Origin of the sequence: Mesorhizobium sp. M6A.T.Ce.TU.016.01.1.1, assembly GCF_003997065.1 — a bacterium.
GTDB classification, from domain to species: domain Bacteria; phylum Pseudomonadota; class Alphaproteobacteria; order Rhizobiales; family Rhizobiaceae; genus Mesorhizobium; species Mesorhizobium mediterraneum.
This window is the reverse complement of record NZ_RZTJ01000007.1, coordinates 250,061-269,574: the sequence shown is the minus strand read 5'-3', so window position 1 is coordinate 269,574 and position 19,514 is coordinate 250,061. Positions and strand designations below refer to the sequence as shown.

18 protein-coding genes are annotated in these 19,514 nt (G+C 61.4%); 6 read left to right on the top strand and 12 right to left on the bottom strand.

All coding sequences use genetic code 11. The annotated features are described in order from the left end of the window. Positions 1-89 precede the first annotated feature (89 nt). The 10 genes from EOC94_RS16435 to EOC94_RS35075 form a co-directional block, all read right to left on the bottom strand. On the bottom strand, positions 90-1,493 hold the full coding sequence (locus EOC94_RS16435; protein WP_245465578.1) for a HAMP domain-containing sensor histidine kinase: 1,404 nt from the start codon (positions 1,491-1,493) through the stop codon (positions 90-92). Further along, positions 1,435-2,112, bottom strand: coding sequence for a response regulator transcription factor (locus tag EOC94_RS16430; RefSeq protein ID WP_095485178.1), 678 nt, complete (start codon positions 2,110-2,112; stop codon positions 1,435-1,437). The genes EOC94_RS16435 and EOC94_RS16430 overlap by 59 nt, the downstream gene beginning before the upstream one ends. Before the next feature lie 322 nt (positions 2,113-2,434). Then, positions 2,435-2,719 (bottom strand): copper-binding protein, encoded by a 285-nt coding sequence (locus tag EOC94_RS16425; protein WP_126106534.1) that lies wholly within the window; start codon positions 2,717-2,719, stop codon positions 2,435-2,437. A 26-nt stretch (positions 2,720-2,745) separates the two neighbouring features. Continuing rightward, the gene (locus EOC94_RS16420; protein ID WP_127291764.1) at positions 2,746-3,234 is read right to left on the bottom strand and encodes a cupredoxin family protein; all 489 of its coding nucleotides are present in this window, start codon (positions 3,232-3,234) and stop codon (positions 2,746-2,748) included. 43 nt (positions 3,235-3,277) lie between these two features. Continuing rightward, positions 3,278-4,636, bottom strand: coding sequence for a copper oxidase (locus EOC94_RS16415; RefSeq protein ID WP_095485181.1), 1,359 nt, complete (start codon positions 4,634-4,636; stop codon positions 3,278-3,280). Positions 4,637-4,653: 17 nt separating this feature from the next. Continuing rightward, positions 4,654-6,111: a TolC family protein gene (locus tag EOC94_RS16410; RefSeq protein WP_127291761.1), complete on the bottom strand. Its 1,458-nt coding sequence runs from the start codon at positions 6,109-6,111 to the stop codon at positions 4,654-4,656. A gap of 313 nt (positions 6,112-6,424) precedes the next feature. After that, complete coding sequence (locus EOC94_RS16400; RefSeq protein WP_127291758.1) at positions 6,425-6,958, bottom strand: hypothetical protein; 534 nt, start codon at positions 6,956-6,958, stop codon at positions 6,425-6,427. Between the two features lie 66 nt (positions 6,959-7,024). Then, entirely contained in the window at positions 7,025-7,462 is a 438-nt protein-coding gene (locus EOC94_RS16395; RefSeq protein WP_095485185.1) for a YqaA family protein, read from the bottom strand. A gap of 26 nt (positions 7,463-7,488) precedes the next feature. Continuing rightward, a complete protein-coding gene (locus EOC94_RS16390) occupies positions 7,489-9,492 on the bottom strand; it encodes a DUF4396 domain-containing protein (RefSeq protein WP_127291755.1) in 2,004 nt (667 codons plus the stop codon). Between the two features lie 93 nt (positions 9,493-9,585). Continuing rightward, positions 9,586-9,717, bottom strand: coding sequence for a hypothetical protein (locus EOC94_RS35075; RefSeq protein WP_281032972.1), 132 nt, complete (start codon positions 9,715-9,717; stop codon positions 9,586-9,588). A 118-nt stretch (positions 9,718-9,835) separates the two neighbouring features. On the opposite strand from EOC94_RS35075, the gene EOC94_RS16385 reads away from it, so the two are divergent. The 5 genes from EOC94_RS16385 to EOC94_RS16365 all read left to right on the top strand — a co-directional run bounded on the left by EOC94_RS16385 (position 9,836) and on the right by EOC94_RS16365 (position 14,825). Further along, the gene (locus EOC94_RS16385) at positions 9,836-10,555 is read left to right on the top strand and encodes a FadR/GntR family transcriptional regulator (RefSeq protein WP_095485186.1); all 720 of its coding nucleotides are present in this window, start codon (positions 9,836-9,838) and stop codon (positions 10,553-10,555) included. 121 nt (positions 10,556-10,676) lie between these two features. Next, positions 10,677-11,651: a sialic acid TRAP transporter substrate-binding protein SiaP gene (locus EOC94_RS16380; protein WP_127291753.1), complete on the top strand. Its 975-nt coding sequence runs from the start codon at positions 10,677-10,679 to the stop codon at positions 11,649-11,651. 145 nt (positions 11,652-11,796) lie between these two features. Beyond that, positions 11,797-12,369 carry a TRAP transporter small permease gene (locus tag EOC94_RS16375; RefSeq protein ID WP_095485188.1) on the top strand — a complete coding sequence of 191 codons (573 nt, stop codon included), beginning with the start codon at positions 11,797-11,799 and terminating at the stop codon, positions 12,367-12,369. Between the two features lie 3 nt (positions 12,370-12,372). Next, a complete protein-coding gene (locus EOC94_RS16370; RefSeq protein ID WP_095485189.1) occupies positions 12,373-13,779 on the top strand; it encodes a TRAP transporter large permease in 1,407 nt (468 codons plus the stop codon). Then, positions 13,776-14,825 carry an L-idonate 5-dehydrogenase gene (locus EOC94_RS16365; RefSeq protein ID WP_127291750.1) on the top strand — a complete coding sequence of 350 codons (1,050 nt, stop codon included), beginning with the start codon at positions 13,776-13,778 and terminating at the stop codon, positions 14,823-14,825. Before EOC94_RS16370 ends, EOC94_RS16365 begins: the two co-directional genes overlap by 4 nt. Before the next feature lie 46 nt (positions 14,826-14,871). Here the strand turns inward: EOC94_RS16365 and EOC94_RS16360 are convergent, their stop codons facing one another. Continuing rightward, positions 14,872-17,373 carry a TRAP transporter permease gene (locus EOC94_RS16360; protein WP_185928253.1) on the bottom strand — a complete coding sequence of 834 codons (2,502 nt, stop codon included), beginning with the start codon at positions 17,371-17,373 and terminating at the stop codon, positions 14,872-14,874. A 165-nt stretch (positions 17,374-17,538) separates the two neighbouring features. Then, the gene (locus EOC94_RS16355) at positions 17,539-18,522 is read right to left on the bottom strand and encodes a TAXI family TRAP transporter solute-binding subunit (protein WP_127291744.1); all 984 of its coding nucleotides are present in this window, start codon (positions 18,520-18,522) and stop codon (positions 17,539-17,541) included. 117 nt (positions 18,523-18,639) lie between these two features. On the opposite strand from EOC94_RS16355, the gene EOC94_RS16350 reads away from it, so the two are divergent. Continuing rightward, entirely contained in the window at positions 18,640-19,512 is an 873-nt protein-coding gene (locus EOC94_RS16350; RefSeq protein WP_158302553.1) for a MurR/RpiR family transcriptional regulator, read from the top strand. The last annotated feature ends 2 nt before the right edge of the window (positions 19,513-19,514 follow it).

Here is a 19,514-nt window from a genome sequence, read left to right as displayed (position 1 = left end):
CGAGCGATGGGTAGAACCACTATTGAATATTTGTAGTTTCGTCACAGGCGATATGAACCATCCGTCCACGTGACTAACCTCAAACGCTTTCATAGTTTACGCGGGAACTCTGTTTCCACGATTAAGCCGGGCCTGTTGTCGCCCAGGGAAATCGTCGCGCCGTGCATATCCGATATGGCCTTGACCAGACTTAGGCCGAGCCCTGTCCCTTCGGTGGTCCTGTTCTTTTCCAGGCGATAGAAGCGCTTGAACACTTTCAGCCGCTCCGCCGCCGGGATGCCCGGTCCGTTGTCGCTGACGACGATTGCGCAGCGATTCGCCTGCGTCGTGACACCGATCGCAATCCGGGCTCCTCGTTGTGTATGGCGCATTGCATTGACGATAAGATTTACGCACATCTGCTTCAGCAGATCGGCATCGCCCCATATGAATGAGGCCGTGTTTCGGCTGTCACTGGACAGAACCAGCGAACGCTCGGCGTCCTCGACGATGTGGCTATAGATATCGTAGATTTCGGCGACCAACTCCGAAACGTTCACCTGCGCAAATCGCGAACGGCGTGCGCCGGACTCGATTTGCGAGATGCGCAGCAAGCCCTCGAACGTGCCGGCTATATGCGAAACTTCGCCCATAGCTTTTTCGATGAGCGATCTGATGGCCGTTTGGTCTTTGCTTTCGGAAGCGGCCTCAAGCGTTAGAAACAGCCGACCGATCGGCGTCTTGAGATCGTGCGCGATGTCCGTCGTTACCTGCGTCATCGCCGCGACGTTGGCCTGTAGCTGTGCAAGCGCGACATTTATCTCAGCTGCCAGTATGTCGATGTCATCGCCGCGCAAGGAGAGTGGCAGGCGGATAGCGAGTTCGCCAGCGCCGACGGCTTTCATAGCGCGCGACAGTCCAGCAATACGCCGCCGTGTGCGGAAGGCCAACACCGCGCCCGCGCCGAGCCCTCCCGCAAGTACGATCGCCGTTCCCCATCCGAAGCTGACAAGCGCGATGCCGCGCAAGCGATCGGTGTCGTCATAGCTTACGCCGACGGTTAGGTCGTAGCCGTCCAGGTTCTTCCGGTAGAGCCGGTAGTTGTTGAGCGCCGCCTCGTGGCTTGTCGGTGCGCGCGTAGAAAATCCCGGCGGGACGTCGGAAATATCAATGTTGCCAGCCAGGAAGTCGCCGCCGGAATCCTTCAGTGTGTAAAGCGTCTCCTGTCCCCTGATTGCCGGGCCATGGCTTCGGATCATGGCGGCAGCACCATCGACACCGTTCGCGTCATAGGCGAAAGAAATCTCCCGGAACCGCTCCGTCACATTGGAATCCAGCCGCTCGTAAAGATAGGCGGCGACCATGTTGTAAGCGACGAAATTGGCTCCGAGGAACGAAAGCAGAAACAGGGAGATGTAGAACGCGGCAAGGCGGATCGACGTACTTCTGGCGATACTAGCGTTGGCCATGAATGGTGTAGCCGGTATTGCGTGTGTTACGCAGGAGCGGAACATCAAATGGTTTGTCGATCTTCGCCCGCAGTCGGCTAATATGGGTTTCCACCACGGTGCTTTGTGGGTCGAAGTTGAAGTTCCAGATCCGCTCAAGGAGCATGGTCTTCGTCAGTATGCGGCCCTCGTTACGCATCAGGAGTTCAAGCAGCGCGAACTCCCGAGGGAGCAATTCGATCGTCGTTCCGCCGCGGGTGGCGAGGCGGCTGAAGAGATCCAGTTCCAGATCAGCCACCTTCAGCTTTGCCTTTTCGGCGGTGATCGGAGGGCGCCTTTGCAGAGCATTGACCCGAGCCAGGAGTTCGGAGAATGCAAAAGGCTTGATCAAGTAATCGTCCGCACCTGCCTCCAATCCCTCAACTCGATCGTTGACACCGCCCACTGCCGTCAGGAAAATCACTGGCACCTTTCCGCCGGCGCCTCGAAGACCCCGCACGAGCGACAAGCCATCGAGGCCAGGCAGCATCCGATCCACAATGGCGACGTCATAGGGTTCGCGCAGTCCGACAAGCAAAGCATCGCGCCCGTCTGTCAGGACATCAACCACATGGCCGGAAGAGCTCAGTCCATTTTCGATGTAACGGCTGATTTGTTCGTCGTCTTCGACTAAGAGAATTTTCATAATGCTAATCTCTCATCTGGCTTGGTGCGCCAAGCGTTGATGACCTTTTGGCCAGTTTGCTTCTGCCCGCGATGGCGTCCGAAGCGATGTCTCAGTGAGGTTTTGACGGCGGGTTTTTCAGCCTGGTGCCCTTAGTCGGCGACGCGGCCTTTCCACCGGCCAGGTACTGGGGTCTGACGTCTCAACATCCGTGCACTGAATCGACAACACGGTCCCAGGCGAAAAGCGCCTTGGAACTCATCACCTTGCAAACTGTCGCGCCGGATCGCTTGCGAAAACCTCCGGCGCCGCGGATTTTTCAACCCGCGGCACCAGTCCCGGATCACTTGATGCCGGTGACCGTGATGCGTCCGTTGACGCGGTCGGCTGTGAACTCGATCGCCTGACCGGTTTTGACCTTCTCGAGCAGGCCCTGCTCGGCGACGACGAACACCATCGTCATCGCAGGCATGTCGAGATTGGTCAGCGGCTCGTGCTTGATCGTCAGCTTCTTCTGTTTGGCGTCGACCTTGATGACTTCGCCCTTCACGTATTCCTGCGCAAGCGCGCTCCCGCCGATGGCGAGCACGAGCGCGAGTGCCGAGAGAGCCTTTACCAATAGTGTCATGATTAGCTTCCTTTGCGGTTTAGCAGTCAGTTGGCGACGGTGATGTCGCCCTTCATGCCGGAATCGTAGTGGCCCGGGACCAGGCAGGCGAAGCCGAATTCGCCGGCATTGGCGAACGTCCAGATGATCTCGCCTCTGGCGCCGGGCGCCAGCCGGATCGCGTTGGGATCGGCGTGCTCCATCTCGGGGAATTTCTCCATCAGCGCCTTGTGCTCCATAATTCCGTCGTGGACGTCCATGACGAACTCGTGATCGATTTGGCCCTTGTTGATGAATTTCAGGCGAACGGTCTCGCCCTTCTTCACCTTGAGGACGGCCGGTTGGAACAACATTTTTCCGTCGTCCTTCTCCGACATCGAGATGTTGATGGTCCGTTTTGCCTTGCTAGCCTCGCCAGGGCTGCCGATCGGCATTGTGGCGGCTTTGTCGCCATGGCCTCCGGCATGGGTTCCACCGGCAAGAGCTGCTCCCGAACTGACCGCCATCAAAACGGCCGCTGCGATTATACGTTTCATGCTGCACTTTCTCTCATTGTTGAGGTTGAGGGGTTTCGGTTTCTCATCCCTGTTTGCCGTGACCGCCGTGCGCTGCCGGGGCCATCGTTTTTGCGTCGCCTGATTTCGTCGGAGCGGGGACATCCCCCTTCCACTCGTAAGCCACGGTTCCCTCCGGATGCTGGTACCATCCCGGATCGGCGTAATCGTTCGAGGCCAGGCCCTCGCGAACCTTCACAACTGAGAACATGCCGCCCATCTCGATGGCGCCGAATTGGCCCCAGCCGGTCATCATCGGAATCGTGTTGTCGGGAAGTGGCATCTCCATCTCGCCCATGTCGGCCATGCCGCGGTCACCCATGGCCATGTATTCTGGCTGGACCCGGCGGATCTTGTCGGTGACTTTCGAGTTGTCGACGCCGATGAACGTGGGCACGTCGTGGCCCATGGCGTTCATTGTGTGGTGCGACTTATGGCAATGGATTGCCCAGTCGCCCTCGTATTTGGCTTCGAACTCATATGCCCGCATGGCGCCGACGGGAATGTCGATCGACACCTCCGGCCACCGCGCCTCCGGCCGGACCCAGCCGCCATCGGTGCAGGTCACCTCGAAGTCGTAACCATGCATGTGGATCGGATGATTGGTCATGGTCAGGTTGCCCACGCGAACCCTGACCCGGTCGTTTTTCGCCACAGGAAGATGACTGATCCCCGGAAAGACGCGGCTATTCCAACCCCAGAGATTGAAATCCGTCATCTCCATGATGCGCGGGACGTACGACCCCGGTTCGATATCGAAGGCGTTCAGCAGGAACACGAAATCGCGGTCCACGCGCATGAATTTCGGGTCTTTGGGATGAATGACGAAGAAGCCCATCATGCCCATCGCCATCTGGACCATTTCGTCGGCGTGCGGGTGGTACATGAATGTGCCGCTCTTCACGAGGTCGAACTCGTAGACGAAGGTCTTGCCGGGCGGGATCCCGGGCTGGGTAAGACCGGTCACGCCGTCCATGCCGTTGGGCAGGATCATGCCGTGCCAATGGATCGTCGTATGCTCCGGCAGCTTGTTTGTTACGAAGATGCGGACTCGGTCGCCCTCAACCGCCTCTATGGTCGGGCCGGGAGATTGACCGTTGTAGCCCCAGAGATAGGCAGTCATGCCGGGCGACATCTCGCGCTCGACCGGCTCGGCCACGAGGTGGAACTCCTTCACGCCGCTGTTCATGCGATGCGGAAGGGTCCAGCCGTTGAGCGTCACGACCGGCTGGTAGTCCGGTCCGCTCGTCGGGAAGATCGGAGGCTGCATATCAGGGGACTCCATGATTGGTGCGTCGGGCAGCCCCATCGCGGACGTTTTGGTCCATGCAGTGGCGCCGGCGAGCAGGGCTCCCGCGCCTAACAACTGACGTCTTGAAAGCATTTTTCTTCTCCTTGAATTCAGTGGCCTTCGGCGCCTGCTTCGGCCGCCGCCGGTGCGTCGCCGCCCCCGGACGCGCTCGCGCCGCCGCCGTGGATGGCGGTTCCGAGATTGACATCGGCCAGCCAGAAATTGCGCTTGGCGTTGAGGGAAAGCATGATCGAGCTGATTTTCGCGCGTGTGTCCGCCAGCAGCTCGAACGTGTTGGTGATCATGCCGTTGTAGGTGAGGACCGACTCCGCCTCGATCTTTGTTCGCAGCGGCACAACATTGTTCCGATAGTGCCGGGCAATGTCGTAGGTCGAACGGTAGGCGTCATAGGCGGATCTCGCCTCCGACCGGATGTTGACCGCCTTTTCCGCGAACCGGTTTGCGGCTTGCATGTAGGCAAGCTCGGCCATGCGCATGCGTGCCTTGCCGGTATCGAAAATCGGAATGACGAGCTCGAGCTCGAGAGTGGGTGAGACACTCGTCTCCGTTCCGCCCTCCTCCGACTCCTCGCGTTCCACCTCGACGCCGGAAAGTAGTTCCAGGTCGCTGACGTAGCGCGTCGCCTCGGTCAGACCGTAGGATTTCGCCAGCGCCTCCAGCTCAAGTTTCGCGATCTCGAGATCGACGCGATTTTTTAGCGCCTCAGCCTCGATCGCGCGTTTGGCCTTGGCCCCTTTGGGCAGGGCTGGAAGCATGTTGGGGACCGAGTAATCGACGTCCGGTCCCCATAGACCCATCAGCCGGGTGAGCTCTTCCTTGGCAGTCCGGGCAGCGAGCCGCGCTTCCGCCGCCTGACCGGTGATCTCGGCATAAAAGACGTGTTCGCGGGCTTGGCCGGTCTTTGTGAAGGCACCCGTCTCTCCAAGTTTTTGAGCGAGTTCGGAGGCAGAGTCGGCGGCAGCTTGCGCCTTGTTCAGATAGGAAACGCTCTCCCAGGCCGAGACAGCATTGATCCAGGCCCGCCGCGTATCCGCAGCCAGTCGTAGCGTTTCTTCGCCGGCGCGGAGCTGGGCCTGACGGAAACGTGCATCCGCGACTGCGACGCGCCGCTTGTGGGTCGCCAGCGCAAGGATGTTGCTGACCACCGCTCCTTCAATCGTCCGCACGGGATCGACACCGATCATGCCGACGGAGATCGTCGGATTGACGAGCATCGTCTCCTGCCACATGTCGGCCGCCGACAAACCGATCTCGGCGTAGGCGGCCTGCAGGCCCTTGTTGTTGAGCAAGGCGACCTGCACCGCGGTGTCCGGGCCGATTGTCTTCTTCTGGACGAGGCGCTTCACGCGCTCTGAAGCCGTCCGCGCTTCCTCGCTGGATTGCACCCATACGGTTTTCTTGCCGGTCACGGATTCGGCACGCGCCGCAACTGTCGTGAAGCCGGCCATCGGGGCCGAGATGCCATCAAGGACCCCGCTGGTCGTGCATCCGGCTGCGATCAGCGGAATGGTCACCACTGCAGCTATGGTCAGGAACCGGCGCGTCATGATCCGGCTCCCGGGTTCACGGGAGAACGTTCTTGATTGAGACGCCGCCAATTCCGCGGATCGACTGGCTCCCGGTGGCGATAGTCGACGACGACCGGGTGGTAGTGCACATCACGGACGCCCATTGCGGGATCGGCCGGATTGAAGGCGGGAAGGATGTCCGGCGGCGTGGTTGCCGCACATCCGGTAACTAACAGCGATGCGAGCATCGCGGAGCTTGCGATTTTCATTGTAGACCTGAAACATGACGTATGCGTTTGGCCGCGCGGGAACGGATTCCCGACGCTGCGCGCGAACGCCCCGAAAGGGCGCGTCAGTTCAGATGTTTGGGGGGCCTTATGAGCGCTGTGTATTCGCCAAGCGGCAAAGTGACGGCAACGACGGGCGCAAAGCAACGGGAGACAACATGCTCCAAGTCAGGGCAGTCGACCGGCACGGCATTTGCCGGCGCGCAATGGGCTTCACAGCTCTTGTCGGCGGATTGCTTGGCGCCGTGATGATGCTCCGATGTGTCCGCGTCGTCCGCCGTGGCGCCGTGATCGCCCATATCGTGTGCGGCTGTCTCGGCCTGGAGATGCACCCCGGCGTGAAAACCCGTGGCATTGGCTGTGGCGAACAGACCAGGCTGAAGAGCCGACATGACCAGGAACAAAACCGCCAGCATTGCTCGGAGCGGTGCGTTTCCTAGGATCGTGAATCGACCAAGAGTCCTCATCAACCCTTCCGACAATTGTTCGGCTGATTTGTCAAGGCCGCCCTCGACTAGTTTGCTGCAGTGCAACCAAAAGTGAAGGTCGTTGTAAGGACGGTATTGCTCGAAGCCGCCATGTGCCACCACATTTTTCATACATTTTTGTATGGCCTGTTTATGGCCCGCGCAAAAAGCAGCGCTGCGATGTCCGCGATTCCGGTTTTACATCAGGTTCAGCACCGCCCCGGCGACGACCAGATAACGCGAAACCTTCGCGAGGGCGACGATTGCGACAAAGCTCCATAGCGGCTCGCGCAAGACCCCAGCGACCACGGTCAGCGGGTCGCCGATGATCGGCATCCAGCTTAACAGGAGCGACCATCTACCGTAACGGCGATACCAGTTCGTTGCGCGGTTGAGCATCGCAGGACGCAGCGGAAACCATGGCCTGTCCCGGAAGCGTTCGATCCCTCGACCAAGCCCCCAGTTCACCGCCGAGCCCAGGACGTTGCCTATGCTGGCGACACCAACCAGCACTGCGGGCGAGAAGGAACCCGTGGCGAGGAGCCCTGCAAGGGCGGCCTCCGACTGCGCCGGAAGGATGGTCGCCGCGGCGAAGGCAACAGCAAATAGGCCGCCGTATACGGCAAACACATCCATCTATGTTTTCGCTTTGCGGAAGGGCTTCAGGATTGCACATCGATCACGACCATCAGTCCGCCACCGCCCTTCTCTTCGACATTGTTGTTGGTCGTATGGTGCCCGATATGGCAGTGGATCAGCCATTTTCCGGGCCGACGTGCCTGCCAGACGACATCGTAGCGTTGCCCTGGTCCGACGTTGACTGTGTCGGCAAGGAAACGCGCCGACTCCGGGATCGTCTCGCCGTCGCGGGCGACAACTTCGAATGGACCGCCGTGGATGTGCATCGGATGGATAAACCCATTATTGGTGCCGATGAAGCGTACCTTCAGAGTTTCGCCGACCTTCATCCTGATCGTGTCCGTCGAAGGATAGGCGCGGCCGTTGATCGTGAAATAATTCGGCTGCCCACCGTCCATCGGCATCGATGGAAAGGTCAGGCCCTCCCGCATCAGCCATTCCTGAAGCTGAATAACATAGTCGTGGTCTGCCGCAATCTCGTCCTGGGGATTGCCAGGATCGATGATGAGCGCGCCGTAGAGTCCGAGCGCCTGCTGGCGATCGACATGGTCATGCGAGTGATAGAAATAGGTTCCCGATTGGCCCGCCGTGAATTCGTATCGGTAGCTGCCGCCGGGCGGGATCGGCTCCTGCGTGATCTCGGCCGGGCCATCCATTTCGTTCGGCAGGATCAATCCATGCCAGTGCAGGGTCGTGCTCTCCGGCAGGCGGTTCGTGACGTTGATGCGCACGCGGTCGCCTTGCCGGATATGCAGCCGCGGGCCCGGAACCTGACCGTTGATCGCATAGGCATCGACTTTCACATCAGGCAGGATCGCCCAGCGGATGACCGACGTTTCAAGGTCGAACACCTTCACCCCGTTCTCCATCCTGGCTTGCAGTTCCCGGTCGCCGCGTACCTCCAGGCCATGACTGGCCGTGACCAGGCGAGGATGCACGGCGGCCATGTCGAGCATCGCTGCAGCCGGCGTGTCGCGGTCCATGACCATACCCGGCGGCATGATGGCGCCGCCGACGTCTCGCGCGCTGAGGGTGAGGTTTACCCAATTGGCCGGAGCGATCATGCCGAGCGCCAGCGCAAGCACGGACACGCCGCCGAAGGCCGCGAGTTGCGGCACAGTTGCATCCGGTTCCATCCCGTGACCGCCATGCGGACCACCCGACCCGCCTCCCCGATTGCCGTGTGCGGAGCCATGGTCGGATCCACGATGGCCAGGCCCGGGATTGCCGTCTGGGCCGCCATGTCCAGGGTTGGCGTGTTCGTCGAGGCGCGCGTGAGCGCGACGGTGCCCCGCTACCCCGGCTTCCGCGCCGCCATTCGCGTGCTCGCGCCTGCCTTCCCTCGCCTTGTCGAATTCCGGCTCGCGTTCGGTCATCAGCCCGTGCTTCAGGCCACGGACCACCATCCACACGTTGGCAGGATATGCAGTGATGAATCCAACGATCACGCCGAACGACATCACGCCCCAGAACAGGAGCTCGGTCGGTTCCATGGCCCGCATGTCGCTGCCCATCATCAGAAAACTCATGACCGGAGCCATGCCCGCCATCATGAAATTCATGCTGATGAATTCCGGCATGAAGCTCTTGCGGACGTTCTCCCAATAGGTGCCGCCCATCATCGATTTCATGAACAGCGACTGAAAGATGAACAGGCCGAAGGCGAACCCGGCAACGTACTCAACGATGAGGTCGATCCACATCGGCAGCCCGAGCGCGGCGGTGATTGCGGCCGCGAGGATGATGCCGGTGGCGTCTCCGGCGACGCAGTGGATCGTCGAGCCGACGCCTTGCTTCCAGAGCGGCTTGGTGAACGCCTCGTGTTCGCCCGGCCGAGGCTCCTTGTCGGCCAGCACGTAAATCAGCAACCCCAGCGGCCCCATATAGAGCGTGACCAGGATGAAGCCCCATTTCATTACCACGGGCTCGGGATTGTTGCGGAACTGATCCCACGCCACGTAAGCCGTGCTGAGGGCCGCTAGAACGAACCAGACTGCAAGAAAGTAGTCGACGGGCTGTACGAACACTGCAGAACTCCTGTCGGTTTTCTCTCCACTGACCTTAGAGCGACGGACTGTTTCGTCCGCCCCCTTGAACGCGCCGCGTCGCAGGCCCTTCCCCTAGAAACTCCCGGAGATGGTGCTGGCGGCGAAACCATTCGATAAGCCTTCCAGTTGCTGGAAGGTCAAGAGTTGCCGTCCAGCCATGACCGATCCGTCGTTTCCAAGAAAGTCACGGAGAATGAGTTCCATGGGCGTTCTCTGCTGCTTGACTCTCCGCTTTTTTCGCGGCACCTTCGATTAATAGGTCAGACCAATTTACCGATCCGGGACCAGCCCGATGATTCTGTTGAAGTAGAACTGGGTGAGAATGCCGATCCAGGCCGTTGAACCGCGTCGACTTTACCGACAGATCGCCGATCAGCTCAGGCAGCTGATCGACGCGGGCGAGTTCGTAGTCGGCGATCGCCTGCCGACTGAGCGCGAACTGGCCGATCAGCTTGGCATCTCCCGCCCGACCGTCCGTGAAGCGCTGATCGCGCTCGAGGTCGAGGGGCGCATACGCATTCGCGTCGGCTCCGGCATCTACGTCACCGACCGGCCGCGTGCCGAGGTTTTGACTGCAGAGATGGATGAAGGCCCGTTCGAGCTGTTGCGGGCACGCGAGTTCATCGAAGGGGCGATCGCCGCCGAAGCCGCCCTCCATGTTCGGCCGATCGACATCGAACATATGGACGACGTGCTGCGCCGGATGGAGGACATACCTCACCCGACCAAGACGACGATCGCGCTCGACCGCGAGTTCCATACGATGGTGGCGGGCATTCTCGGAAACGCCGTCCTGGTGCGCTGCATCGGCGAGCTTTTCGACCAGCGCATGAACCCATATTTCGAACGCCTGTCGAGTTATTTCGAGAACAGGGATTCCTGGCGGGCCGCCGCGGAGGAGCATCGCGCGGTGCGGGACGCGATCGCGGCGCGCGAGCCCGAACGGGCGAAGGCCGCCATGCAGGAACATCTGCGTCAGTCGCAACTGAGATTCTCACGCAATTTCGGTGAGAAATCCGTGGCCAGGGAGGTCGCGGAATAGAGCATCGGACCCAAAAGCAGGAACCGGTTTTGGGAAATCCGATGCTCAACTAAAAGATCTAGCAGTCGGCCGGGGGGAGATCCGGTCGGAGCAGTCAAATCCAACCTCAGGGAGGAACACAATGCTGAGAAAATACGCAGTTCTACTCGGTGCGCTCGCAGCGATCGCTATGCCTTTGGCTTCGGCCTCGGCGCAGACAGCTCTGAAATGGGCCCACGTGTATGAGACGTCGGAGCCCTTCCATACCCAGTCCGTGTGGGCAGCGGAGGAGATTAAGAAGCGCACTCAGGGCCGCTACACCGTCGACGTCTATCCGGCCTCGCAGCTCGGCAAGGAAGCAGACATAAACCAGGGCCTGACGCTCGGCACGGTCGATATCATCATCTCCGGGTCGAGCTTCGCGGCGCGCGAATATCCGCCGATCGGCGTCACCTATTTCCCCTACATCTTCCGCGACGCCGACCATCTGCTGAAATACACCAAAAGCGACGTCTACAAGGCGTTGACCAAGGGCTACGAGGAAAAGTCAGGCCATCACATAACGGCCACCACCTATTATGGCACCCGGCAGACCACCTCGAACCGGCCGATCGCCAAATGTGCCGACATGCAAGGTCTGAAGATGCGCGTCCCCGACGTGCCGGCCTATCTCGCCATGCCGCGTGCCTGCGGCGCCAACACCGCGCCGATCGCTTTCGCCGAGGTGTATCTGGCCCTGCAGAACGGCACGGTCGAGGCTCAGGAGAACCCGCTGACCACCATCGAGGCGAAGAAATTCTACGAGGTGCAGAAGCACATCGTGCTCACCGGACACATCGTCGATCACCTCAACACGATCGTATCGCAGTCGCGCTGGGCGTCGCTTTCCGACGAGGACAAGCAGATATTCACGGAGGTGATGCAGGAGGCGGCCGCCCGTGCCACGGCAAAGATCGTCGCGCGCGAAAAGGAATTGGTGCAGGTTTTCAAGGATCGCGGCATCACCGTGACCGACATCGACCGTGCCGATTTTGAGAAGAATGTGCTTGAGAAGGTCACGTTCGAGGAGTTCGGCTACAACAAGGCCGATTGGGAAGCGATCCGCTCGATCAAGTAGAGTATCGGGAAAATCAGGTGCTCAGACAAGGGGATAGAGCGGCAACCGGATTCGCCGCTTTAACCTGCCCGCCCGTCCGGCCCCACGTTGCGCCGGACGGCCTTTCCAGTCCTTGACGACCCACCAGCTTCGGGAGCCCGCGCCAATGGCCGAGGAACACCATGCCGAGATCACTGTCGAAGAGATCGCCCACGCTTTCGAGGAGGTGCCGGTACACATTGACCTGTCGGACCACGGCATCGAGGACTGGATCACGCTCGCCGTGTTCTGGGGCATGGTCGTCTGTGTCTTCCTGCAGTTCTTCACCCGCTATGCGCTGAACAACAGCCTTGCCTGGACCGAGGAGATCGCCATCAACGCGCTGGTCGTCGTCGTTTTTCTCGGCGCCGCCATGTGCGTGCGCGTCTCGCGTCACATCCATGTCGATGTACTCTACCATTACCTGCCGGAGCGTGTCGGCCGCTGGCTGGCACTCGCTGTCGACGTCATTCGTGTCGTCTTCTTCGCCTACGGAACCTGGCTGATGTGGCGCTACGTCTCGATCGTGGCGCACGAACGCATGGTCACCGTCAACCTGCCGCGCCGCTGGTTCTTCTACGCCGTCCTGGCAGGCTTCGCGCTGATGTTCGTGCGCTCGATCCAGGTCTTTGTCGGCAACTACAGGCGCGGCTATTCGGTTCTTGAGCGCCCGGGTGCGTTCGAAACGGCGGGAGACTGAGCGATGCTGCTTTTGGTCGGAGGCTTTCTTGTCCTAATGCTGATTGGCGTGCCGGTAGCCGTGTCGATGGCGACTGCCTCGGTGCTCTACCTCGTGCTCTATGGCGTCGCGCCCGACATCATTGCGGCCCAGCGCATGATTGCCGGGGTGGAGAGCTTTCCGCTGCTCGCCGTTCCCTTCTTCATCCTTGCCGGCAATCTCATGAATATTGCGGGCGTCACCGGGCGCATCTACGCCTTCGCCCTTGCCCTGGTCGGCTGGATGAAGGGCGGCCTGGCGCAGGTCAACATCATCGGATCGGTGATCTTTTCTGGCATGTCGGGCACCGCGCTCGCCGACGCCGCCGGCATCGGCACGATCGAGATCAAGGCGATGAAGGATCACGGCTATCCGATCGAGGCGGCCGTCGGGGTCACCGCAGCATCGGCCACGCTCGGGCCGATCTTCCCACCGTCGCTGCCCTTCGTCATCTACGGCATGATGGCGAATGTCTCGATCGGCGCGCTGTTCATGGCCGGCATCTTGCCCGGTGTGGTGATGACCGTGCTGATGATGGTGACGGTCGCCATCTTCGCTTACAGGCGCGGCTGGGGCTCCGACACGTCGTTCGAGCTTGGACGGCTCGCCGAAGCTGCCGGCGAGGTGTTGGTGGTGGCTGCCTTCCCGCTCGCCTGCTATCTGCTGGTGCAGCTTGGCCTGTCCATCAATGTCGCGGTCGGCATCGCGCTGCTGGTGCTGATTGCGGCCGACTGGTATTTCAATTTCTCCGCGGTCATGGCGCTGATGACGCCGGTAATCCTGATCGGCGGCATGACGATGGGCTGGTTCACGCCGACCGAGGCGGCGATGGCCGCCGTGATCTGGTCGCTTTTCCTCGGGTTGGTGCGCTACCGCACGATGACGCTGCGCACGCTGGCCAAGGCCAGCTTCGACACGATCGAGACGACGGCCTCCGTGCTCTTCATCGTCACGGCCGCCTCGATATTCGCCTGGCTGCTCACTGTCAGCCAAGCGGCACAGCTATTCTCGACCTTCATCTTCGCGCTGACCGACAACAAGTGGGTCTTCCTCATCCTGGTGAACGTCCTGATGTTGGTGGTCGGCTGCTTCCTCGATACGATCGCGGCGATCACCATTCTCGTGCCCATCCTGTTGCCGGTGGCCGCCGTGTACGGCATCAACCCGGTGCATTTCGGTCTGATCATGACGCTTAATCTGATGATTGGTCTCCTCCATCCGCCGCTCGGCATGGTGCTGTTCGTCCTCTCGCGGGTCGCCAAGCTGTCGGTCGAGCGCACGACCATGGCAATTCTGCCCTGGCTCGTTCCGTTGATCGTTGCGCTGATCCTGATCACCTTCATCCCCGCCATCACGCTGTGGCTACCGACGCAAATGGGACTGATCCGATGATCGACAGCGCAGTTGCTGCGACGCTGTTCGGCCCTGAGGATCTGCGGGTCGTCGAGCACCCGCTCTGCCCCCTCGCACCGGGAATGGTGCGCGTGCGCTTCGGCGCAGGCGGCATCTGCGGTTCCGACCTGCACTATTTCCGCCATGCGCGGACCGGCGATTTTGTCGTCACATCGCCGCTCGTGCTCGGCCACGAGGTCGCCGGAGAGATCGTGGAAATCAACGCGGACGCGTCAGGACTTGCCGTCGGCGATCGCGTGGCGGTCAACCCGTCGCGCTGGTGCGGACAATGCGCGCGATGCGCGGAGGGCCGCGCCAATCTCTGCGAAAACATCTATTTCATGGGCTCGGCGTCGAAAACGCCGCACATGCAGGGCGGTTTTGCCAGCGTGTTCGACGCCACACCCGCGCAATGCATCAAGGTCCCGCCTGATGTCGCCTACCAGGCGGCGGCACTCGCCGAACCGCTCGCCGTCAGCCTGCACGCAGTGGCGCGGGCCGGCGACATCGCCGGCCGCAACGTCATCCTGTTCGGCGCCGGCCCCATCGGGCTTCTGACCATGCTCGCCGCCAGGCTCAAGGGGTGTGACGATCTCACCGTCGTCGACATAGCAGAGGCGCCGCTTGCCTTCGCCAGCAAACTTGGAGCAAACAGGACGATCGACCTGTCTGGCGGCGACGAGGAGCTCAAGGCGCTCGCGGCCGACAAGGCGATCGATGTCGCGTTCGAGATTTCAGGCACCGCAGCGGGCCTCGCGGCGGCGATCGCCAGCGTCCGGCGCGGCGGCACGGTCGTTCAGGTCGGCAATCTTCCGGGTGGTCAGATCCCGGTGGCGGCCAATGCGCTGATGGCCAAGGAAATCGACCTGAAAGGCACGTTCCGCTTCGGCGCAGAATTCAACCAGGCGGTCGATCTCATCGTCGGCGGCGACATAGACGTCCTGAAACTGGTGACCGCGGAACGCCCCCTTTCCTCGGCACGCGACGCGTTTCGCCTGGCTACCGATCGCTCGCAGAGCGTCAAGGTTGTCCTGACCGCCGACTGAGGTTTTTCCCGGCGCCTGCCGCCAGCTGTTATCAACCGTTCCAGACTCAGCCAGTCGACCCGCCTTCCTCCGCCTGCTTGCGCGCTCGCGCAAACTGCAGAGCCGCAACGCCAGCGGTCGCAGCAAGCGCCAGGCCGATTGGAATGAGGCTCGACGGCTGGTCGGCCTTTCTGAGCACCGCCACCACGTCATATCCGACATCCAGCCCGATGCGCTTGGCGTAGGATCCGAAATCGACATTGCTGATCATCAGCGCGTCGCCCGCTTGTGTGATGGTAAGACCGATGCCGCGCAGCCGCTCCAGCGGCTCGCCCGGCTCGCCGAGCGGCACGTTGACGGTCTTGCGTACATCTTCGCCCATGAGGTCGACACCCTCGACGACGAAATTGATGCGGCCGTCGGCCGGCGCCTGCCCGACTGCCGACAGGAACTCGCTCGCCGGCAATTCCTCGTAAGGCGGCGACACCTGGTTGAGCCACCAGTCCGGCCGAAACAGCGTGAAGCAGATGAGAAGCAGGGCGGCACTTTCCCACAGACGGCTTTTCGTCACGAACCAGTTCATGGTCGCGGCCGAAAAAAGCAGGATGGCGATCAATGAGACCGTCGCCACCCAGATCGTTTGAGGCCAGGTGTCGACTCCGATCAGCAGGATCGCCGGGTTGAAGATGAAGACGAAGGGCAGGATCGCGGTACGCAGCGAATAGAGCGCGCCCTGGAAACCGGTGGCGATCGGATCTTCCTTGGAAATCGCCGCCGCCGCGAAGGCCGCCAGCCCGACGGGCGGAGTGATATCCGCCATGATACCGAAGTAAAAGACGAACAGGTGGACAGCGATCAACGGGATTGGCAATCCGGCCTGCGCACCGAGATCGACCACGACCGGCGCCATCAGCGTGGCGACCAGGATGTAGTTTGCGGTGGTCGGGATACCCATGCCGAGCACAAGGCTGATCGCTGCGATGAGGATCAGCATCAGGATGACGTTGCCGCCGGAGATTAACTCGACGAGTTCCGTCATCATCAGGCCGAGACCGGTCAGCGTGATCGTGCCGACGACGATGCCGGCGGTGGCCGTGGCGATACCGATGCCGATCATGTTGCGGGCGCCGAGCGCCAGCCCGTCGATCAGGTCGTCCCAGGCAGCACGCACCGAGGCGGCGAGGTTTTCTTTACGAAATACCGCCATCAGCGGCTTGCGGGTGGCGACAATACCGAGGATCGAGACCGTTGCCCAGAATGCCGAGAGGCCAGGCGACATCTGCTCGACCATCAGGCACCACAGAAGCACGGCGATCGGGATCAGGAAATCGAGCCCGGTCCGCGTGACGTCCCAGGCGCGCGGCAGTTCCAGGATCGGCGCGTTCGGATCGTCGAGCGCGAGATCCGGATAGCGGGAGGAATACCAGACGGAGGCGACGTAGAGAGCCACGCCAGCAACTGCGAGCACCGGCGGCGCGGTCCCGCCCAAGACAGCCTGGATAGCAACAATGCCGTAATAGACGATACAGACGGCGAGAATGCTGCCCGACAGTCCCAGCCCCATCCGCAGCATTCGTTCTCTTGCCGGCGTCGGACGCTGCGGGATCGTCTTCAGGTCCATCTTTATCGCTTCGAGGTGAACCATATAGAGCAGTGCTATGTAGGAAAAAACCGCCGGCAACAGCGCGTGCTTGACGATCTCCGAATAGGGAATGCCAACGTACTCGACCATCAGGAAGGCGGCCGCACCCATGACCGGCGGCATAATCTGGCCGTTGATCGAGGCCGCGGCCTCGATGGCGCCCGCCTTGACACCGGAAAGGCCGGTGCGCTTCATCAGCGGGATGGTGAAGATGCCGCCCGACACCACATTGGAGACGGACGAGCCGGACACGACGCCGTTGAGGGCCGATGAGACCACGGCGACCTTTGCCGGACCACCGCGCAAATGGCCGAGCAGCGCGATGGAGATCTGCATCATCCAGTTGCCGGCGCCTGCCTTCTCCAAAAGCGTGCCGAACAGGACGAAGAGAAAGACGAAGCTCGTCGACACGCCAAGTGCGATCCCGAAGACGCCTTCGGTGGTCAGCCATTGATGGTTTAGAAACTTGTTGAGCGAAGCGCCGCGATGCTGGATCACGTCCGGCATGTACTGGCCGGCAAAGGTGTAGAAGATGAAGACACACGCCACGACCACCATCGGAAGGCCGAGCGCGCGGCGCGTCGCCTCGAGGAGCAACAGGATGCCAACGGTGCCGGTGACGAGATCGAGCGTGGTCGGCTGGCCCGGCCGTCCGGAAAGCTGGACGTAAAAGAGAAAGAGGTAGGCGCCGGCGAATCCGCCCACCACGGCCAGCACCCAGTCGAGCACTGGCACGCGATCGCGGGGCGAGGATCTCAGCGCCGGATAGGCGAGGAAGGTCAAGAACAGCGCGAAGCCGAGATGGATGGCGCGCGCTTCCGTGTCATTGAGGATGCCGAAGCCGAACACGAACGGCAAAGGCGAAGCGTACCAGAGCTGGAAAAGCGACCACGCAACTGCAACCCAGAGCAAGATTCGAGCGACTATTCCGCCCGGATGCCGGCCACCCGTATCGGCCTCCGCGACAAGTTGTTCGAGCTCTTCGAGATCGACGCTGGCCGGTTGTTCCTTAACTTCGCTCATGACGCCTCCTGTTGCGGATGGCCCCGGCGGGTCCACGGGACCCGCCGGACTGTCGTCAGATCACGAAGCCTACTTCAGCCAGCCCTTTTCCTTGAAGTATTTTTCAGCGCCCGGATGCAGCGGCGCGGAATTCCCCTCCGACACCATCTTGGCCGGATCGAGATTGGCGAAGGCCGGATGCAGCGACTTGAACTCGTCGAAATTCTCGAACACCGCCCTGGTCAATTGATAGACGCTCTCATCGGGAACCTTGGCCGAAGTGACCAGCGTGGCGAGCACACCGAAAGTCCCGGTGTCGTCGGGATTGTTTGCGTAAAGGCCGCCCGGAATGATCGCCTTGGCATAGTAAGGATTCTCGGCAACGAGCTTGTCCACCACTTCTCCAGTTAACGGCACGAGCTTGGCACCGCAGGTGGTCGTCGGATCCTGGATGTTAGCCGAAGGATGGCCGACGCCGTAGAAGAATCCGTCGATCTTGCCGTCGCAGAGCGCCGGGCCGTGCTCGTCGGCCTTCAACTCCGATGCGAGCGAAAAGTCGGCCAACGTCCAGCCCATCGCACCGAGCAGACGTTCCATGGAAGAGCGCGTTCCGGAACCGGGATTGCCGACGTTGAAGCGCTTGCCCTTGAAGTCCTCGAATTTCGTCACGCCGGCATTCGGATGCGCCAGGACCGTGAACGGCTCCGGATGGATCGAGAAAACCGCGCGCAGATCGGTATGAGCGCCACCGTCCTTGAATGATTCCTGGCCTTTGAAAGCGTTGTATTGGACGTCGGACTGCGCCATGCCGAAGTCGAGTTCGCCTTCCTTGATCGTGTTCACGTTGAATGCCGATCCGCCGGTCGATTCGACCGAGCAGCGGATGCCGTGTGTCGTGCGATCCTTGTTGAGCAGGCGGCAGATAGCACCGCCGGCGGCATAGTAGACGCCGGTGACGCCACCGGTCCCGATGGTAACGAAATTCTGCTGCGCCATTGCGCTGGCCGAAAACAGCAGCGCGGCCGACAAGGCGGCGATCTGCGCTCCGAGGCGTGCAGTCCGGGCATGTTTCATCTGGTTCTCCCTTGGTACTTTGCGTGCCGTCGCGGCCGTCCGGTGTTTTAGTGTCAGGGCACGTCAATGCATGCTACGATTGTTGCGCTTTATCAATCAAGGGAAATGCTTGTTACAATGGATAAGCGGGAGATGGGTTTCGACGCGCTTCTGGCACGCATACTATCCGAACTCCCCGAACTGAGCTCAGAACTGCGCAAGGCGGCGCGATTCCTGGTCGATCATCCCGATGAGGTGGCGCTGGTTTCCATGCGGGTGCTGGCCTCGCGATCAGAGGTGACACCGACGACCTTCGTGCGGCTGGCGCGGCGGCTAGGCTTTGGCGACTGGGCGGCGCTGCGCAAGCCGTTCGAGGACCGGTTGCGCTTCGGCAAGGCGCCTTTCGCGGCGAGGGCCGATGCGCTTGTCAAGCGCGGGTCGGAGGCGATCTTCGCGGAATCGCTGAGGACGACGGTGGCCAATCTGGCGGCGGCCGAATCGTTCAACGGCAGCGAAGAAATCGCAAGGGCTTGCGTGATACTGGAGAATGCGCAGCACATACGCGTCGCCGGGTTCCGAAGCTGCCGTGCGCCTGCCCACGCGCTCGTCTATCTCTGCCGGATGTTTCGGCGCGAGATCACGCTGCTCGGCGGCGACGGCGGTGCGATCGAGGCGGAACTCGCAGCGCTCGGAAAGAGGGACGCGGTCGTCGCGATCGGCTTTTTGCCTTATTCGCGTGAACTCGGGCCGGTGGTGGAGGCTGCACAACGACACAGCGTCCCGATTGTCGCGATCGCCGACAGCATGGCTGCTCCGATCGCGCGGCATGCCGACGTTACCTTGCGTTTCTCTACCGACAGCCCCTCCTTCTTCCCGTCGGTGACCGCAGCTATGGCTATCGTGGAAGCGCTGGCTGCAACGATGCTGGCGCGCAGCGGGACGGCCGCCGCGGCTCGTGTCAGGGAGACGGAACTGGAGTTACAGGCGTTCGGGGCCTATCTGCCGGAATGAGG

Excerpts from the sequence above, each read along its gene's own strand:
- EOC94_RS16425 (WP_126106534.1), bottom strand. The coding sequence starts at position 2,719 with ATGACACTATTGGTAAAGGCTCTCTCGGCACTCGCGCTCGTGCTCGCC.
- EOC94_RS16350 (WP_158302553.1), top strand. The coding sequence starts at position 18,640 with ATGGATAAGCGGGAGATGGGTTTCGACGCGCTTCTGGCACGCATACTA.
- EOC94_RS16430 (WP_095485178.1), bottom strand. The coding sequence starts at position 2,112 with ATGAAAATTCTCTTAGTCGAAGACGACGAACAAATCAGCCGTTACATC.
- EOC94_RS16410 (WP_127291761.1), bottom strand. The coding sequence starts at position 6,111 with ATGACGCGCCGGTTCCTGACCATAGCTGCAGTGGTGACCATTCCGCTG.
- EOC94_RS16435 (WP_245465578.1), bottom strand. The coding sequence starts at position 1,493 with ATGTTCCGCTCCTGCGTAACACACGCAATACCGGCTACACCATTCATG.
- EOC94_RS16375 (WP_095485188.1), top strand. The coding sequence starts at position 11,797 with ATGGCCGAGGAACACCATGCCGAGATCACTGTCGAAGAGATCGCCCAC.
- EOC94_RS16400 (WP_127291758.1), bottom strand. The coding sequence starts at position 6,958 with ATGAAAAATGTGGTGGCACATGGCGGCTTCGAGCAATACCGTCCTTAC.
- EOC94_RS16370 (WP_095485189.1), top strand. The coding sequence starts at position 12,373 with ATGCTGCTTTTGGTCGGAGGCTTTCTTGTCCTAATGCTGATTGGCGTG.
- EOC94_RS16420 (WP_127291764.1), bottom strand. The coding sequence starts at position 3,234 with ATGAAACGTATAATCGCAGCGGCCGTTTTGATGGCGGTCAGTTCGGGA.
- EOC94_RS35075 (WP_281032972.1), bottom strand. The coding sequence starts at position 9,717 with ATGGAACTCATTCTCCGTGACTTTCTTGGAAACGACGGATCGGTCATG.
- EOC94_RS16355 (WP_127291744.1), bottom strand. The coding sequence starts at position 18,522 with ATGAAACATGCCCGGACTGCACGCCTCGGAGCGCAGATCGCCGCCTTG.
- EOC94_RS16365 (WP_127291750.1), top strand. The coding sequence starts at position 13,776 with ATGATCGACAGCGCAGTTGCTGCGACGCTGTTCGGCCCTGAGGATCTG.
- EOC94_RS16380 (WP_127291753.1), top strand. The coding sequence starts at position 10,677 with ATGCTGAGAAAATACGCAGTTCTACTCGGTGCGCTCGCAGCGATCGCT.
- EOC94_RS16385 (WP_095485186.1), top strand. The coding sequence starts at position 9,836 with ATGCCGATCCAGGCCGTTGAACCGCGTCGACTTTACCGACAGATCGCC.
- EOC94_RS16415 (WP_095485181.1), bottom strand. The coding sequence starts at position 4,636 with ATGCTTTCAAGACGTCAGTTGTTAGGCGCGGGAGCCCTGCTCGCCGGC.
- EOC94_RS16395 (WP_095485185.1), bottom strand. The coding sequence starts at position 7,462 with ATGGATGTGTTTGCCGTATACGGCGGCCTATTTGCTGTTGCCTTCGCC.